The organism is Mycobacterium sp. 29Ha (genome assembly GCF_032883055.1).
GTDB lineage: Bacteria > Actinomycetota > Actinomycetes > Mycobacteriales > Mycobacteriaceae > Mycobacterium > Mycobacterium gallinarum.
This window is the reverse complement of sequence record NZ_JAMQTI010000040.1, coordinates 1-16,668: the sequence shown is the minus strand read 5'-3', so window position 1 is coordinate 16,668 and position 16,668 is coordinate 1. Positions and strand designations below refer to the sequence as shown.

Genomic DNA, 16,668 nt, shown 5'->3' with positions numbered 1-16,668 from the left:
GCCTATTCGGTGAGTCAGCCGTTCTCGGCGATGTCTTCCAGGACGGCGAACATCGTCCGCGTCGGGACACCGGTGCCCCCCTTGCCGGTGTAGCCCCACGGCCCGCCGGTGTTGTACGCGGGCGCCGCGATGTCGATGTGCGCCCACTGCACCCCGTCGGCGACGAACTCGCGCAGATACGTTCCGGCGACGAGCATCCCGGCGTAGCGCGAACCGCTCACGTTGGCGAGGTCGGCCACCGTCGACTTGAGGTCGTCCTTGAGCTCCTCGGGCAGCGGCATCGGCCACGCGTTCTCACCAGCCTGCTGGCTGCGTGCGGCCACCCGATCGCGGAACTCCTCGCTGCCCATGACGCCCGGGGTGCGCGCGCCCAGCGCGACGGTCTGGGCGCCGGTGAGCGTCGACGTCTCGATCAGGTAGTCGGGGTTGTCCTCGCAGGCCCGCACGATCGCGTCGGCCAGGATCAGCCTGCCCTCGGCATCGGTGTTGAGCACCTCGACGGTGATGCCGCCGTACTGGGTGAGCACGTCGCCGGGCCGCTGCGCCGTCGCCGACGGCATGTTCTCGGCCATCGGCACCGTGGCGATGACGTCGATCGGCAGCTTCTGCTTGGCGGCCAGCACCACGGTGGCGATGACGGCTGCCGCGCCACCCATGTCAGAGGTCATGTGGTGCATGTTCGCGGCAGGCTTGATGGAGATGCCGCCGGTGTCGAAGGTGATGCCCTTGCCGACCAGCGCGACCGTCTTCGACTTCTTGCCCTTACCCCCGCGGTGGGTGAGCCGGACCAGCCGGGGCGGACGCGACGAGCCCTTGCCGACGCCGATGATCCCGCCGTAGCCCGCCTTGTCGAGCGCCTTATCGTCGAGCACCTCGACGTCCAGGCCCGCTGCCTTGCCCAAAGCCTCTGCGCGCTTGGCGAATTCGGCGGGGAAGAGGTGGCTGGGCGGGGTGTTCACGAAATCGCGCGCTGTCGCGACGGCGGTGGCGATATCCGTTGCCCTGGCCGCGGCCTCCTTGGTCTTGGTCTTCGTGTCGACCGTCAGCGCCGTGATGGTGCGCAGGCCGTTGTCCTTGGGAGAGGTCTTCTCGCTGCGGAAGTCGTTGAAGCGGTATGCCCCCAGGATCAGCCCCTCGATCGTGGCGCCCAGATCGATGTCCGACAGCGTGGTGACGACGTTCTCGACACCGTTCAGTGATCGCGCGGCGACGCCGGCGGCACGCCGGATCGTGTCCGCGGGCCACGCGTCGCGGTTCTTACCGAGCCCGACCGCCAGCACGCTCGCCACCGGCAGTGACGGCGCAACCACCCGGGTGACCTGGTCGGAGGCGCCTTTCGCGCCGAGGGCCTCGAGGGCCACCTCGATCTCACCGACCGCTTCGGCGTCGAGGAACGGGTTGCCGACGACCGTCGCCTTGGCGTCCTCATCGGAGCCGCTGATCACGGCGACGATCAGCACGGTGTCGTCGACCTTGCGTTTGGGCAGCGACGAACTGACGGTGACGGTGGGGACCTGAAAACCGGTGCTAGCTGGGCTCACGAGCGATAACCATATCGCTCACCGGGCGAGGTGCAGGTCGTAGGCCGCGACCGGCTCGTCGAAACCTTTGAGTGTCAACGGTTCCTGAGGAATGGCGGGCCATTCCGGCAGCTGGTCGCGGACGTCGGAGGAGGCCAGGATCTGGCCCGGGGCCGCCGCCGCGACGAGGCGGGCCGCCAGGTTCACCGGATTGCCGAAATAGTCGCCGTATATGCCCAGCACGGAGCCGTATCCGAGGCCGGCGCGCACCTTCAGGCCGGCCTCGCGGGCCCGAGGATGCTCGACGAGGTCCATCGCCACCTTGACCAGTAGCTCTGGTGTCGAGGTCACCCACATCACCTCATCCCCGATGAACTTCACCACCCGGCCACCGTCGGTGTGCACCGTGTCCGACACCGAGCCGCCGAACTCCATGAGCAGGTCGAACAGGTCGGTCGGGTCCATCACTTGCGTCAGTTGGGTGAAGCCGGTGAGATCGGCGAACCCGACGCCACACGTCACATTCGCCGACGCGTCGGTGATGACACCCTCGAAATGTGTTCTGGCACTGATGATGTGCTGTCGGAACACCGCATCGATCAACACGCCGAAGGTTTGGGTGATCTCCGTGATTTCGCGGTATGCCATCGCGGTGGTGAGTTCGTCGTTGCTGATCGCCATCAGCAGGTCGGGTTGCGCCATTCGCACCATCGTCCCGCCGGCCTCGGCGACCCGCGCCATCGCGTTGCCGAGAATCCGCAGAAAGGCGAGCGCCGGGTCGTCGCCGACCAGCTCCTTGATCGCCACCCACGTCGACAGCCCGTCGACGTCCAACTGACTCAGCGTGAGCGCGTCCGGGTCGGCGATGGTCAGTCCCAACGCAGTCCACGCGGTCGCCACCTCAGGCATCGACACGCCCAGCGCGTCGGCGGCCGTTCGCAGACTGTAGATCGGACGACCCGGCCCCTGCAGCGCGTCGCCGGCCAGGCCGAACAGCCGGCCTTGGCGCTCGGCCTCGACCATCTCGTCGGCCGAGAATCCCAGCTTGTTCAGGTAATCGATCAAAGCCGCCCGGCCGCGCGCATTGGCGATTCCTGCGGCTTCGAGCGCGTCGAAATCGACCACTACCCGAGTCTGCCAGCGTCGACGATCCCATTAGGGTGGATTTCCGTGACGAGCGAAGTCTTGCAGGGCCCCCTCGAAGAACGTCATCGCCAGCTCGGCGCCAGCTTTGCCGAGTTCGGCGGCTGGCTGATGCCGGTCTCGTACGCCGGCACCGTCACCGAGCACGCTGCCACGCGCAGCGCCGTCGGGCTTTTCGACGTGAGCCACCTGGGCAAGGCGCTGGTGCGCGGCCCGGGCGCGGCCGAGTACATCAACTCCGCCTTCACCAACGACCTGCGCCGCATCGGACCTGGCAAGGCGCAATACACGTTGTGCTGCACCGACTCCGGCGGCGTTGTCGACGATCTCATCGCGTACTACGTCTCCGACGACGAGATCTTCCTGGTGCCCAACGCGGCCAACACCGCCGCCGTCGTCGCCGCGTTGAAAGATCGCGCGCCTTCCGGGCTCACGATCACCGACGAGCACCGGTCGTATGCCGTGCTCGCGGTGCAGGGCCCCAAGTCGCCCGAGGTCCTCGGCGCGCTCGGGCTGGCCACGGACATGGACTACATGGGCTATGTCGACGCCGAATTCCGCGGTGTCCCCGTGCGGGTCTGCCGCACCGGCTACACCGGCGAGCACGGCTACGAACTGCTGCCCCCGTGGGATCGGGCCGAAGTCGTGTTCGACGCTCTCGTCGACGCGGTCGGTGCGGCCTCCGGAGAGCTGGCCGGCCTGGGCGCCCGCGACACCCTGCGCACCGAGATGGGCTATCCGCTACACGGCCACGAACTGTCGCTCGACCTGTCGCCGCTGCAGGCGCGCTGCGGCTGGGCCATCGGCTGGAAGAAGGACGCGTTCTGGGGCCGCGACGCGCTGCTGGCGGAAAAGGAAGCCGGCCCGCGACGGCTGCTGCGCGGGCTGAAAGCCGTCGGCCGCGGAGTACTGCGGCCCGACCTAACCGTGCTCGACGGCGACCGTCAGATCGGCGTCACGACATCGGGAACCTTTTCTCCGACTTTGAAAGTCGGCATCGCGCTCGCGCTCATCGACACCGACGCCGAGATCGCCGACGGGCAACACGTGTCGGTCGACGTCCGTGGCCGCGCGCTCGAATGTGAAGTGGTGTCTCCGCCATTTGTCAGCGCGAGGACGCGCTAGGCACCCGTTCGTCGAGCCGAAAACTCGGTAGTCAGCGGATATACAATCGCTGCATGACTGACGGCCCCCTCGAGTTCACGGTAGAGCGCAACGCAACTCCGGCGACCGACGAGGTACGGGCATCGATACTGGCCAATCCAGGATTCGGCCAGTTCCACACCGACCACATGGTGTCGATCGACTATGCGGAAGGCAAAGGCTGGTTCGACGCGCGGGTCGTCCCGTACGGCCCGATCGAACTCGATCCATCCGCGATCGTGTTGCATTACGCCCAGGAGATCTTCGAGGGTCTCAAGGCGTATCGGTGGGCGGACGGGTCCATCGTGTCGTTCCGGCCCGAGTCCAACGCCAGGCGGCTTAAGACCTCGGCGAAGCGGCTGGCGATTCCCGAACTGCCCGAAGAAGTGTTCATCGAATCGCTGCGCCAGCTGATCGCGGTCGACGAGCAGTGGGTGCCCGCGGCCGGCGGCGAAGAGTCGCTGTATCTGCGGCCGTACACCATCGCCACCGAACCGGGTCTCGGCGTGCGGCCGGCCAAGGAGTACCGCTATCTGGTCATCGCGTCACCGGCGGGGGCGTACTTCAAGGGCGGCATCAAACCGGTCAGCGTGTGGCTGTCGACCGAGTACGTGCGGGCCTGCCCAGGCGGCACGGGTGCGGCGAAATTCGGCGGCAACTACGCCGCATCGCTGCTGGCGCAGGCGCAGGCCGTCGAGCACGACTGCGATCAGGTCGTCTGGCTCGACGCGGCGGAACGCCGCTACGTCGAAGAGATGGGTGGAATGAACCTGTTCTTCGTGTTCGGCAGCGGCGGATCGGCGCGCCTGGTCACGCCCGAGCTGAGTGGCTCGATACTTCCCGGTGTCACGCGAGATTCGTTGCTGCAGTTGGCAAGCGATGCCGGATTCGCCGTCGAGGAACGCAAGATCGACGTCGACGAGTGGCAGAAGAAAGTGGCGGCGGGCGAGATCACCGAGGTGTTCGCGTGCGGCACCGCCGCGGTCATCACACCCGTCGCCCATGTCAAGCACGCCGACGGTGAGTTCACCATCGCCGACGGTGGTCCCGGCGAGATCACCATGGCCCTGCGCGACACCCTGACCGGAATCCAACGCGGCACCTTCGCCGACACGCACGGCTGGATGGCGCGCCTGAACTGAACGACAGGGGACCCCACCGCAGTGGGGTCCCCGTCGGTGAGAGTGGATCAGCCGAGAGCGGCCTCGTGCTCGGGGCAGTAGGTCGCCACGGCCGCGCCGACGAAGAACGCCGAGTCCTCCTGCACCAGATCGGTGGTGGTGGAGACGGAGTTGACGGCGTCGTAGAGCGAGTCGCCCTCGTCGAACATGACGCAGACGTCGTAGGCGAGGCTGACGGCCTCCTCGGTCGACGGCGGCTGGATGCCCTCGTCGGTGAGCACGCTGACGAACATGTCGTCGGTGGTGGTGGTCGCTCCTGCCATGCCCGCGCCGACGAGAGCGGCGATGCCCAGGCTGGAGGCGGCGGCGGCAGCGGCGATGGCGGCGGTGAGGTGACGGAGGGTGGGCATTGCGGTTCCTTTCGGTGGTCGAGCTTCCTGGTGGGGTAGGAAGAGACTCCGATGCCGCGCTTGACGAATTCTTGTCAGATTCTTGGAGGCGCTAGGACGGCCCGATCGCCAGCCCGACGGCGGCCACCGTTGTCGTGATCTCGACCGCCGCACCCAGCACATCGCCGGTGATACCGCCGAACCGGCGCACGCAGTGCGCGACGAGGGCGGCGCTGCAGGCCAACGCAACCAGCACGGCCACCGGACCCTGCCACGGCCGCGGGCCGGCCACTACGGCGGCCGCCGCGACCGCCACCACCCACAGCCCCGCCACCGCCGTCGGCTGGGTGCCCGCAACCATCCCGCCGAGTGAACTCCCCGCCGCGGCGGGTACCGAACGCCGGCACGCCAGCACCGCGGCGACCCGGCCCGCGGTCACCGCGACGATCACCCCCACGGGACCGCAGGCCGTGAACGCGAATGCCTGCGTCAGGAGGACGACCACCAACGCCGCGACGCCGAACGGCCCGGCCGACCCGTCGCGCATCACCGTCAAAGCCCTGGCGGGCGGGCCGTAGCAGCCGAGCCCGTCGGCGGTGTCGGAGAGCCCATCGGCGTGCAGCCCGCGGGTGGCGAGCAAAAGCACCGCGACCGCGAGCACGCCACCCAACGGATTCGCCGGGCCGAAGGCCCACTCCGACGCCCACACCGTCGCAGCGGCTGCGGCCCCCAATGCGATGCCCACCAGCGGCAGCGCGGTCAGCGCCCCCCGGCCGAACGGCGCCGTCGAACGCACCGGGAGCACGGTCCCGAATGCCAGCGCCCCGGCGACCGAACGGATCACTGCTTCGCGGGTGCCTGGGTGATGCCGGCTTCGTCGAAGGTCGCCATCGACGCCAGCGTCGCCACCGCGGCCCGCACGATCGTCAGCGCGACCGCGGCGCCGGTGCCTTCGCCGAGGCGCATCTGCAGATCGACGATCGGCTCGAGTTCCAGCTTGCGAAGCGCCTGCGCATGCGCGGGTTCGGTGGACCGGTGGCCGGCCTGCCACCACTGCCGGGCGCCGGGCGCGAGCTTGTCGGCCACCAACGCCGCGGCCGTCACCACGACACCGTCGAGCAGCACCGGCGTACGCCGGACCGCGGCCTGGGCGCAGAATCCCGCCATCGCCGCCAGGTCGGCCCCACCGCAGACCCGCAGCAGCGCAACGGGATCGCGTGCACCGCGGCTCCGAAACAATGCGTCCCTGATGGCGGCGGTCTTGCGGGCCCACCCGGCGTCGTCCACGCCGGTGCCCCGGCCGACCACCGCGACCGGTTCGGATTCGGTCAGTACGGCGATCAAAGTCGTTGCGGGCGTGGTGTTTCCGATGCCCATATCGCCGACGATGAGGATGTCCGCGCCTGCGTCGACCTCTTCGTCGGCGATCCGGCGTCCGGCATCGACTGCCGCCGCCACCTCGTCGTGGCTCAGCGCGTCCTCGACGGCGATGTTGCCGCTGCCGCGGCGCACCTTGTGTGCACCGATGGACGGCGCGAAGGGCTCGTCGGAATCGACGGCGATATCCACGACGCGCACGGTCGCGCCCGCCGCTTCGGCGAGGATGTTGATGGCGGCGCCGCCGGCGTCGAAGTTGGCGACCATCTGGGCGGTGACCTCGGCGGGAAACGCAGAGACCCCGGCCGCCGCGACGCCGTGGTCGCCGGCGAAAACCACCACCCGTGCCCGCTCGAACTGCCGGGGCGGACACGCACCCTGACATGACGCCACCCAGACCGAGAGGTCCTCGAGCCGACCCAGCGAGCCCGGCGGTTTGGTCAAGCGCTGCTGGCGGGCGCGCGCGGCGACGGCGACGTCGGGGTCGGGTGGTGAGACGGTCTCGAACTCGGTCACCCCGCGCCATCCTTGACGGTGACGGGTTGCCCGGCGATCACCAGCACCACGCGGTCGCACGCCGCGGCCAGTCGCTGATTGAGGGCGCCCAGTTCGTCGGCGAACCGCCGGCCTGACGCCGTGGCGGGTACGACCGTCAGCCCAACCTCGGGCGACACCAGGGCCAACGCAGAGTCGAACGAGTCCACCGCATCGACCAGGTCGTCGACGTCGGCCGACACGGATCCGTCAGTCCACGCGCCCGTGCGATCCATGGCCGCGGTCAGCCACGCTCCGATGTCGTCGACGACGGTCGGGGTGGGGTCTTCGCGCAACTGCGTTGCGATGTCGGCGGTTTCGACCGTGGACCAATTCGCGGGCCGGCGCCGGCGGTGTGCCTCCACCCGCGCCGACCACTCGACGTCCCCGTCCGCCGCGGGGCCGGTGGCCAGGTAGCGCACGGCCGCCGTCGCGTCGACCGATTCGGCGATCGCCGACTCCGCCCATTGCGATTTGCCCGACCGGATGCCACCGAGCACCAGGATGCGCACCAGGGTGTCAGGTTCCGTCAACTGACACGTGCGCCGCGTTCCACCTGCGGCCGGGGTGCGCGCATGCGGCGCAGCTGCGAAGCGCGGCTGGCCGCGTAAAAGCCTAATTTCCAACCGGATTCGGTGTTCTCGGGGAACCTTGCGTCCACCAACCTGTTGGCCTTGCGGCCCAGGATGAATCCGTCGATCACCATGATGAGGACCAGCACCAGCATCGCGGGGGAGACAAGCTGCTGCACCTGGACCGACGGCACCGAGAGCATCACGAAGATCAGCGCGAGCGCGGCAGGCATGAACAGGCCCAGCACGTTGCGGCGCGAGTCGACGATGTCGCGGACATACCGGCGGACCGGACCCTTGTCCCGGGGCAGCAGGTAGGCGTCGTCGCCGGCCATCATCTTCTCGCGGCGCTCAGCCATGTCGGCGCGGCGCGTGAGCTTCTCGGCCTTGCGCTCGTCCTTGCTCAGCTTGGTGCGCGCTTCCTTGCGGCGTTTGCGCGCCTCGGCGGCGGTCATCGGGGCGGGCGCCACCGGCCCGCGCTTGCGGGTGGCCTCGCTGCGCTTGGGTGTCGGACGGCCCTTGGGCGCGGTGGTCCCGGACTCCCCGGAACCTGCGGCAGTGTCCTCGAGGCCGGTTTCGGGGGTGTCTTCGGACACATCGGATTCCTGTCTGGAATCTCGTATCCGCGAGTTGTCTTTCTTTCGGCCCAGCAGGTTCACGCCTGCCAGATTAACTTCCGACCGCATCCGACGGCATACGTGCCCGGCGGGACCTGGGGACAAACTCGGGAATAGGGCCGGGACAAGGTACCGTTGAGCTAGTACGCCGCACATTTGATGAGGCTTTACAGGAGACGTAATGACTGTTCAGGGAGAGTCGGCCACCGGGACCGCCACCCATGGCGCGAAGTTGACCGATGCCGCCGCAGCCAAGGCCAAGGCGCTGCTCGACCAGGAGGGCCGCGAGGATCTGGCCCTGCGTATCGCCGTTCAGCCGGGTGGCTGCGCCGGGTTGCGCTACAACCTGTTCTTCGACGACCGGACCTTGGACGGTGACGTGACCGCCGAGTTCGGCGGCGTCGCACTGACGATCGACCGGATGAGCGCGCCCTACGTCGAGGGGGCCGTCATCGACTTCGTCGACACCATCGAGAAGCAGGGTTTCACCATCGACAACCCGAACGCCACCGGTTCTTGCGCCTGCGGCGATTCGTTCAACTGATTCAGTACTGCCCGGCCGTCCGCGGCAGATAAGAGCAGACCAGCACCTCGTCGCCCTGGGCGAGCAGTTGGGCCACGCCCTGCTGTTCGCCTTCAGCGCGTGGTTCGCCACGGCGCGAGGTGCCCGACGGCTCGACGCGCATGGTGAACAGCACCTGCGCCTGGTGGGGCGACCACATCACGATCTTGTCGATCGATGTCACCTCGGCGCGCCCGTATTGCTGCCGGAAGGCGTCGCTGGCCAGGCTGGCGAGCGCCAAGTCGGAGCGCTTCTCCTTGACCGCGTCGAACATCCCACACAACGTGTGCCTGGCGACGGTTTCGTCGTCGCCGTTGGTCATCGCATCCAGGTACTGCTGAATCGCGTTCTTGGCCGCCTCGTCGGACAACGTGCCCGAAGCCGACGAAGCCCCGTCGCCACCGCGGGTGGCAAGCACGATCCCCGTCACAGTGGCGGCGACGACGATAACCGCGATCAGCGCGCCCACGATCAGCGGCCAGCGCCGCTTTTTCGGGTACTGCACCGGCGGCGGGAGCATTCCCGGGTACGACGGCTGCGCATTCTCCGGATAGGGCTCCGCAAAGGGCTGTTGGGGAAATGGTTGCGGCCCGGTGTTCGGATACATTTGCGGGCCGGCCGGTCCAGCGCCGTATTCGGGCTGGTACGGACCCGACATATATTTGCTCCCCAGAAGTGTGCGTCGGAATTGGTCTGTCTACAGTGGCCCAACGGGCACTCGTACGCAGGTTAGCGCACGTTGGGCGGAGGCCCACTGAGTAAGGTTTATGTAGACGGCTTAATGAATGAAGGGTGTGACGTTTCGTGACCATTGCGGTAACCGGATCAATTGCGACCGACCATCTGATGCGGTTTCCCGGGAAATTCTCCGAACAACTCCTGCCCGAGCATCTGCAGAAGGTGTCGCTGAGCTTCCTGGTCGACGATCTGGTCGTCCATCGCGGTGGCGTCGCAGGAAACATGGCCTTCGCGATCGGTGTGCTGGGTGGGGACGTCGCGCTCGTCGGCGCCGTCGGACGGGACTTCGACGAGTACCGCACGTGGCTCGAGGCCGTCGGCGTGGACACCGGCAGCGTGCTCGTTTCGGATAGCGCATACACCGCGCGGTTCGTCTGCACGACCGACGACGCCATGGCGCAGATCGCATCCTTCTACCCCGGAGCCATGTCGGAGGCGCGCAACATTTCGCTGGCCGACGTCGTGAAGCGGGTCGGCACACCGGAATTGGTGATCGTCGGCGCCAACGACCCAGAGGCCATGTTCCTGCACACCGAGGAGTGCCGCAGGCTCGGTCTGGCGTTCGCAGCCGACCCGTCCCAGCAGTTGGCCCGGCTATCCGGTGAGGAGATTCGCAAGCTCATCGACGGCGCGACGTACCTGTTCACCAACGACTACGAGTGGGATCTGCTGCTGCAGAAGTCGGGTTGGAGCGAGGCGCAGGTGATGAGCCAGATCGGTATGCGCGTCACGACGTTGGGCCCCAAGGGCGTCGACCTCGTCGGCTCGAACGGCACCTTCATCCACGTCGACGTCGTCCCGGAGAAGCATCAGGCCGACCCGACCGGCATCGGCGATGCGTTCCGCGCCGGATTCCTCACCGGCCGCAGTGCCGGGCTGAGCGACGAGCGGTCAGCTCAGCTGGCCTCGCTGGTCGCCGTTCTCGTCTTCGAAGCGCCGGGGCCGCAGGAGTGGAGCTGGGACCGCGAGGAAGCGGTACAGCGGCTGAGCGACGCCTACGGAGCCGAGGCTGGCGCGGAAATCTCAGAGGCGCTTGGCGCCGACAGATAGTCGGAGGCGCTTGGCGCCGACAGATAGTCGGGTCGCTTCCTCTTACAGCTGGACGGGGTAGGTCGGCTCGCTGATCTGCGGGGTCACACTGTGCTCGACGAAGATGGCGTGCCACAGCATGAAGATCAGCACGGTCCACAGCCGTCGGCTGTGATCGCTTGTGCCGCTTCGGTGTTCGTCGAGCATCCGCGTGACCGCCGAGAGATCGACAAGCTCGCCTGCCCCTGACGTCGCGACCGTCCGATATGCCCAGTCCTGCAGCTCGCCTGCCTGCAGCCAGTGCCGGATCGGTACCGGGAAGCCGAGCTTCGGCCGGTTGAGCACGTGCGCGGGCACGATCGGTTCCAGTGCGCGGCGCAGCGCGAACTTGGTGGTGGTTCGGGTGATCTTCTGGTCCAGCGGAAGGCGCGACGCCACCGCGAAGACCTCTGGGTCCAGGAACGGCACCCGTAACTCCAGCGAGTTGGCCATCGTCATCTTGTCGGCCTTGACCAGGATGTCGCCACGCAGCCACGTGAACAGATCGATGTGCTGCATACGCGCCACCGGATCCCAGCCGTCGGATGCCGAGTACACCGGCGCGGTGACGTCCGTGTGCGTCCATTCCTGGCGGAAGCCGGGAAGGACCGCGCGCAGTTGTGCGTCCGAGAAGCTACGCGCGTTGCCGTAGTAGCGCTCCTCAAGCGTGAGCGATCCCCGGTGCAGCAGGCTTTTCCCGCGCATGCGGTCGGGCAGCGGTCGCGACGCGCGGCCGAGCGACCGTCGCACCGGTCGTGGCAGATAGTCAAATGGGCGCAGCGACAACGGTTCCCGGTAGATGGTGTAGCCACCGAACAGTTCGTCGGCGCCCTCACCGGACAGCACGACCTTGACGTGCTTACGGGCCTCGCGGGCAATGAAGAACAGCGGGACCAACGCCGGGTCGGCGACGGGTTCGTCCAGGTACCACACGATTTCGGGTAGCGCCGCGACGAACTCGGCCTGACTGACCACCTTGGTGACGTGCCGCGCGCCGATGGCTTCGGCCGAGGCAACGGCGACGTCGACCTCCGAGTAGCCCTCACGTTCGAACCCCGTCGTGAACGTGATCAGCCGCGGGTTGTGCCGCATGGCCAACGCCGCGATCGCCGTCGAGTCGATCCCGCCGGATAGGAACGCGCCCACTGTGACGTCCGCGCGCATGTGCTTGGCGACCGAGTCCTCCAGGACGGCGGTGATCTCGTCGTAGCGTGCGCGTTCGTCGCCGGACGTGAACCCGACCGCGGAGAACCGCGGCGTGAAGTACCGGGTGACCTCCGGAGGGTTACCCGGGCGCACGCGGGCATAACTGCCTGATTCGAGCCTGCGCACACCGCGGTGCAGCGTCTCGGGTTCCGGCACGTACTGCAGCACGGTGTAGTGCTGCACGGCACGTTCGTCGATACCGAGATCGATACCGACGACCCCGGCGAGATCCAGCAGACACTTCTTTTCGCTACCGAATACGGTGCCGCCCCCACCGGTCGCCATGTACAGCGGCTTGATGCCGAAAGGGTCGCGGGCACAGAATAATTCGCCCTCGACGGTGTCCCACAGCGCAAAGGCGAACATACCGCGAAGCCGGGTCAGCGCTTCGGTGCCCCAGTAGTGATAGGCGGCGACGATCGCCTCGCTGTCGCCGTCGGTGGCGAACACGGCGCCGTGCTCGGTGCGTAGTTGCTCCCGCAACTCGAGGTAGTTGTAGATCTCACCGTTGAACACCAGGACATACCGGTCCGGGGACTCCGGCGGGCCCCAGCGCAGCGGCTGGTGGCTGTGGGCGATGTCGATGATCGACAGCCGGTTGAACCCGAGCACCGTGGTGGGGTGCGCGGCGTCGTCGGACCACGTACCGGGTTCGTCAGGGCCGCGATGACGCATCAGGTGCGACGCGCCCGACACCGCGGCGACAAGGTCGCCGGATACCTCGGCGGACGGGTCGGTTACCAGGGCCAGCAGTCCGCACACCGCGCCAGTATGCCTAATGACTGACCTGTGTCGAGACCTGCGTCCGGAGGTGGTCTACGCTGCGTAGTATTCGGCTTTCTGTTCCGACTTCTAGGAGGCGCCAGCGTGACACCTCGCGGTGTGAAGGTGGTGGCGTTGTCAGTCGTCCTCGGCAGCATGACGGTGCTGCTCAGCGGGTGTGACTGGTCTACGGTTCTCGGCCTCGGCTGGCCCCGCGGCATCACCCCCGAGGCGCATCTGAACCGCGAGCTGTGGATCGGCTCCGTGATCGCCTCGCTGGTCGTCGGCGTGATCGTGTGGGGCCTGATCTTCTGGACTTCGGCGTTTCACCGGCACAAGAAGGGCGACACCGAGCTGCCGCGCCAGTTCGGCTACAACATGCCGCTGGAGCTGGTGCTGACCGTGGTGCCCTTCCTGATCATCTCGGTGCTGTTCTACTTCACCGTCGTGGTGCAGGAACGGATGCTGCAAAAGGAGCCCAATCCCGAGGTCGTCATCGACGTCACCGCCTTCCAGTGGAACTGGAAGTTCGGCTATCAGAAGGTCGACTACGCGGACGGTACCTTCAGCTACGAAGGCGCCGACCCGGAGCGCAAGGAAGCGCTCGCCTCCGGGCCTGAAGGGCTGGAGAGCCCGGAAGGCGGCGAAGCCGGTTCGCACGGCGGCGAGTTCGGCGCCATCGCGGGCAAGAACCCCGAGGACCGCACGTACCTGAACTTCAACGATGTCGAGACGCTGGGGTCGTCCACCGAGATCCCGGTTCTGGTGGTGCCGTCCGGTAAGCGCATCGAGTTCCAGATCGCATCCGCGGACGTCATTCACGGCTTCTGGGTGCCGGAGTTCCTTTTCAAGCGCGACGTGATGCCCAATCCCGAGGCGAACAACTCCGACAACATCTTCCAAATCAGCGAGATCAACCAAAACGGTGCGTTCGTCGGCCGGTGCACGGAGATGTGCGGCACCTATCACTCGATGATGAACTTCGAGCTGCGAGTGGTGTCGCCCAACGACTTCAAGGCATACCTGGAGCAGCGTGTCGACGGCAAGACCAACGCCGAGGCGCTGCAGGCGATCAACCAGGAACCCCTGGCGGTCACCACAAAGCCGTTCGACACCCGCCGCGGTGAGCAGGCACCCGAGCTAACGCAGGCCAGCAAGTAGGGGTAGGGACACCACATGCATATCGAAGCCAGGCTGTTCGAGTTCCTGACCGGATTCTTCGTCCTGTCTGCGGTTGTCTACGGCGTGCTGACGGCGATGTTCCAGTACGGCGGCGTTGAGTGGGCCGGTACCACCGCGCTGATTCTGACGGCGGGCCTGACCCTGATCACCGGTACGTTCTTCCGGTTCGTGGCCCGGCGCCTGGACACCAGGCCCGAGGACTACGAGGACGCCGAGGTCAGTGACGGCGCAGGCGAGCTGGGCTTTTTCAGCCCGCACAGCTGGTGGCCGATCTTCATTGCCCTGTCGGCGTCGATCACGGCCGTCGGGGTCGCGCTCTGGCTCCCATGGCTGATCGTGGCCGGCGTCTGCTTCGTGCTGACGACGGTCGGGGGCCTGGTGTTCGAGTACTACACCGGAGCCGAGAAGCACTGACGCTCGCCGGCTTCGCGTGGGCCCAGGCCGTCGCGAACGTCGCACCCGGACAAGGTCACAATCGGAGCACTACTTCGCCCGTTATCCGCGCTGTGAGATCCATCCGGATCGGGTGGTTGGATAATGTTGCCGAGGCACGGTCAGTCGCTTGTCGCGGACACGCGGCCGATTACGCCGCAGGTGTGAGTCGAGAAGGATAGGCGTAAATGAGCGGGCCGAACCCCCCGGATCACGAAGGGGACGATCTTCCTGGTCAGGGCAGCAGCCCCAGCGGGCCGGAGAGCAGTGAGACCGACGCCTACTCGCAGGCCTACTCGGCTCCTGAGTCCGAACAATTCACCAGCGGCCCCTACGTGCCCGCCGATTCCGGCCTGTACGACTACGACACCTACGAGCCGGGCGACCGGCTGGATCCTGCTGAGCCGCCGAGGTGGCCGTGGGTCGTCGGGGTGGTGGCCATCGTCGCCGCCATCGCGCTGGTCGTCTCCGTGTCCGTCCTGGTGACCCGGACCGACACCGACAACCTCTCGCAGCCCGAAACCTCGACGACCACACCGCCTCCGCCGCCGGTGCAGGACGAGATCACCACCACCACTCCGCCTCCGCCGCCGCCACCGCCGCCGCCGAGCGAGCCGCCCCCGCCGCCGGAGACCGTGACGGTCACCCAGGAGCCGGCCCCGCCGCCGCCTCCGCCACCCGCGGAGCCGCCTCCGCCGCCTCCTGAGACCGCGCCGCCGCCACCACCGACCACCACCCGCGCTGGACCACGTCAGGTCACATACTCGGTCACGGGGACCAAGGCGCCGGGGGACATCATCACGGTGACCTATATCGACGCTTCCGGCCGCAGTCGCACCCAGCGCAACGTCTACATCCCGTGGTCGCTCACCGTGACACCGATCTCACAGTCCGAGGTGGGCTCGGTCCAGGCGTCCAGCCTGTTCCTCGTGAGCAGGCTCAACTGCTCGATCACCACGAGCGACGGCACCGTGTTGTCGTCCAACACCAATAACTCCGCACAGACAGCCTGCTGATGCCTTACGCCACTGATCCCGTGGGGAGCCTGCATGCGCGCCCCAACCTCGAGCCCGGCGAGTTCGATCGCACCGACCGCATCCTGCTGGGCGCCTGTGCGGTCATATGGCTCATCGCGCTGGGCACGGCTGTCGCGGCCGTCGTGGCCCTCGTCGATCTGGGCAGCGGCCAGCAGGAGTCGTCGGACAGTTCGGGCACCCCGTGGCTGCTCTACGTCGTGATCGCGGTCTCCGCCGCGGTGATCATCGGCGCGGTGCCGCTGCTGATCCGCGCGCGCCGCGACGCGATGTCCGACGCCGAACCGCCCGCCCGTGACGCGTCGCGACCGGCTCCCGGCCGCCAGGACCTCGGCCGCGGTGACGCGACGCGCAGTGAGAGGCTGCGGATCTCCGGGGCACCGGTGGGCCGCATCCACAACGGCCCGGGTTATGCGGCTGCGGTCACGCACAGCACGTCACTGCCGGCTCCGCTGGTGGCGGCCATCGACCAGGTGTGGCTGCGTTGCGCTGTCCTGATCGCGTGCGCCATCGGCATCGCCATGGTCGTCATCGGCGTGGCGACCTACTTGATGGCCATCGAAAGCGACACCGCCGCATGGGTTTTCTTCGTGCTGAGCGGGCTTGTCACGCTGGCAATGCCGGCGATTCCATGGTTCTACCTGCGCGAGTTACGCGCTCTGCTGGACGGCGAGAGCGCGTAACTCCCGGTCCGGGGGCCAATTGACCCCGGACACCGGCGATTTCACCGCCGCGGGTCACCGCTCCGCATCGCTATCGACGTTCTGCAGCAGAAGCACGAGTAGACGTCTGCATTTCGTAGACAGCGTTCACCAGTACCGGCCATCACGCGCTCTGCTGGACGGCGAGAGCTCAGTGGTGCCCGTTGGACCCGTTCGACGAGCCGTTCGACGAGCCGTTGGACGAGCCGTTGCGGTCCTGGTGCTCGCGCAATGCGGTGAGCGCCCTGCGGTGAGCCGTGTGCTCGGCCTCGACGAGAGCGTCGTTTTCCGACAGCGGATCTCCCTTGAGGAAGCTGCCGCTGCCCGGAGCGCCGGCGAAGCCGAGCTTGTTCATCCGCTTTGGAACCGCTGCGCCCTGGTACTCCAACGGAATTGGGTGACCGTCGGAGTCGACGGGGCCGAGCGGCTGATGCAGCTCGATGTAAGCGCCGTGGGGCAGCCGCTTGATGATGCCGGTCTCGATGCCGTGCTCGAGCACCGCACGGTCGCTGCGCTGCAGGCCGATGCACCACCGGTAGGTGACGTAGTACACGATTGCGGGCAGCA

Annotated in this window: 17 protein-coding genes and 1 pseudogene; 8 read left to right on the top strand and 10 right to left on the bottom strand. The window is 67.5% G+C overall.

The annotated features are described in order from the left end of the window. Window positions 1–14: 14 nt before the first annotated feature. Together M1248_RS31550 and M1248_RS31545 are read right to left on the bottom strand one after the other, a co-directional pair. On the bottom strand, window positions 15–1,541 hold the full coding sequence (locus tag M1248_RS31550) for a leucyl aminopeptidase (RefSeq protein ID WP_317150729.1): 1,527 nt from the start codon (window positions 1,539–1,541) through the stop codon (window positions 15–17). A gap of 18 nt (window positions 1,542–1,559) precedes the next feature. Beyond that, window positions 1,560–2,645: an adenylate/guanylate cyclase domain-containing protein gene (locus M1248_RS31545; RefSeq protein WP_163729322.1), complete on the bottom strand. Its 1,086-nt coding sequence runs from the start codon at window positions 2,643–2,645 to the stop codon at window positions 1,560–1,562. Window positions 2,646–2,690: 45 nt separating this feature from the next. On the opposite strand from M1248_RS31545, the gene gcvT reads away from it, so the two are divergent. Then, window positions 2,691–3,788 (top strand): glycine cleavage system aminomethyltransferase GcvT, encoded by a 1,098-nt coding sequence (gene gcvT, locus M1248_RS31540; RefSeq protein WP_197905529.1) that lies wholly within the window; start codon window positions 2,691–2,693, stop codon window positions 3,786–3,788. Window positions 3,789–3,841: 53 nt separating this feature from the next. Continuing rightward, window positions 3,842–4,948: a branched-chain amino acid aminotransferase gene (locus M1248_RS31535; RefSeq protein WP_163729320.1), complete on the top strand. Its 1,107-nt coding sequence runs from the start codon at window positions 3,842–3,844 to the stop codon at window positions 4,946–4,948. Between the two features lie 47 nt (window positions 4,949–4,995). Here the strand turns inward: M1248_RS31535 and M1248_RS31530 are convergent, their stop codons facing one another. The 5 genes from M1248_RS31530 to M1248_RS31510 all read right to left on the bottom strand — a co-directional run bounded on the left by M1248_RS31530 (window position 4,996) and on the right by M1248_RS31510 (window position 8,458). After that, on the bottom strand, window positions 4,996–5,337 hold the full coding sequence (locus M1248_RS31530; RefSeq protein ID WP_163729319.1) for a DUF732 domain-containing protein: 342 nt from the start codon (window positions 5,335–5,337) through the stop codon (window positions 4,996–4,998). Between the two features lie 91 nt (window positions 5,338–5,428). After that, the gene (locus M1248_RS31525) at window positions 5,429–6,160 is read right to left on the bottom strand and encodes an adenosylcobinamide-GDP ribazoletransferase (RefSeq protein ID WP_317150728.1); all 732 of its coding nucleotides are present in this window, start codon (window positions 6,158–6,160) and stop codon (window positions 5,429–5,431) included. Next, entirely contained in the window at window positions 6,157–7,209 is a 1,053-nt protein-coding gene (cobT, locus tag M1248_RS31520; protein ID WP_317150727.1) for a nicotinate-nucleotide--dimethylbenzimidazole phosphoribosyltransferase, read from the bottom strand. Before cobT ends, M1248_RS31525 begins: the two co-directional genes overlap by 4 nt. Continuing rightward, window positions 7,206–7,739, bottom strand: coding sequence for a bifunctional adenosylcobinamide kinase/adenosylcobinamide-phosphate guanylyltransferase (locus tag M1248_RS31515; protein WP_163737273.1), 534 nt, complete (start codon window positions 7,737–7,739; stop codon window positions 7,206–7,208). Before M1248_RS31515 ends, cobT begins: the two co-directional genes overlap by 4 nt. 17 nt (window positions 7,740–7,756) lie before the next feature. Continuing rightward, window positions 7,757–8,458, bottom strand: coding sequence for a DUF3043 domain-containing protein (locus M1248_RS31510; RefSeq protein ID WP_232076116.1), 702 nt, complete (start codon window positions 8,456–8,458; stop codon window positions 7,757–7,759). A gap of 139 nt (window positions 8,459–8,597) precedes the next feature. On the opposite strand from M1248_RS31510, the gene M1248_RS31505 reads away from it, so the two are divergent. After that, window positions 8,598–8,960, top strand: coding sequence for an iron-sulfur cluster assembly accessory protein (locus tag M1248_RS31505; RefSeq protein WP_163729311.1), 363 nt, complete (start codon window positions 8,598–8,600; stop codon window positions 8,958–8,960). 1 nt (window position 8,961) lies between these two features. Here the strand turns inward: M1248_RS31505 and M1248_RS31500 are convergent, their stop codons facing one another. Then, window positions 8,962–9,636: a hypothetical protein gene (locus M1248_RS31500; protein ID WP_163729309.1), complete on the bottom strand. Its 675-nt coding sequence runs from the start codon at window positions 9,634–9,636 to the stop codon at window positions 8,962–8,964. 146 nt (window positions 9,637–9,782) lie between these two features. Here M1248_RS31500 and M1248_RS31495 point away from each other — a divergent pair, with 146 nt between their 5' ends. Then, a complete protein-coding gene (locus M1248_RS31495; protein WP_317150726.1) occupies window positions 9,783–10,766 on the top strand; it encodes a carbohydrate kinase family protein in 984 nt (327 codons plus the stop codon). A gap of 42 nt (window positions 10,767–10,808) precedes the next feature. Here M1248_RS31495 and asnB read toward each other — a convergent pair whose 3' ends face one another. After that, window positions 10,809–12,752 carry an asparagine synthase (glutamine-hydrolyzing) gene (gene asnB / locus M1248_RS31490; protein WP_163729305.1) on the bottom strand — a complete coding sequence of 648 codons (1,944 nt, stop codon included), beginning with the start codon at window positions 12,750–12,752 and terminating at the stop codon, window positions 10,809–10,811. Between the two features lie 156 nt (window positions 12,753–12,908). Between asnB and M1248_RS31485 the strand changes: the two genes are divergently transcribed. From M1248_RS31485 to M1248_RS31470, 4 genes are all read left to right on the top strand, one after another. Beyond that, window positions 12,909–13,913: a cytochrome c oxidase subunit II gene (locus tag M1248_RS31485; protein WP_232076528.1), complete on the top strand. Its 1,005-nt coding sequence runs from the start codon at window positions 12,909–12,911 to the stop codon at window positions 13,911–13,913. 15 nt (window positions 13,914–13,928) lie between these two features. After that, window positions 13,929–14,348, top strand: a complete 420-nt coding sequence (locus M1248_RS31480) for a cytochrome c oxidase subunit 4 (RefSeq protein ID WP_083125446.1) — start codon at window positions 13,929–13,931, stop codon at window positions 14,346–14,348. A gap of 206 nt (window positions 14,349–14,554) precedes the next feature. Further along, a complete protein-coding gene (locus M1248_RS31475; protein WP_317150725.1) occupies window positions 14,555–15,382 on the top strand; it encodes an MmpS family transport accessory protein in 828 nt (275 codons plus the stop codon). Continuing rightward, window positions 15,382–16,083, top strand: coding sequence for a DUF2561 family protein (locus tag M1248_RS31470; RefSeq protein WP_163729299.1), 702 nt, complete (start codon window positions 15,382–15,384; stop codon window positions 16,081–16,083). Before M1248_RS31475 ends, M1248_RS31470 begins: the two co-directional genes overlap by 1 nt. 169 nt (window positions 16,084–16,252) lie before the next feature. Here the strand turns inward: M1248_RS31470 and M1248_RS31465 are convergent. Continuing rightward, window positions 16,253–16,668: pseudogene (locus tag M1248_RS31465) on the bottom strand (cytochrome b); the annotation flags it as partial.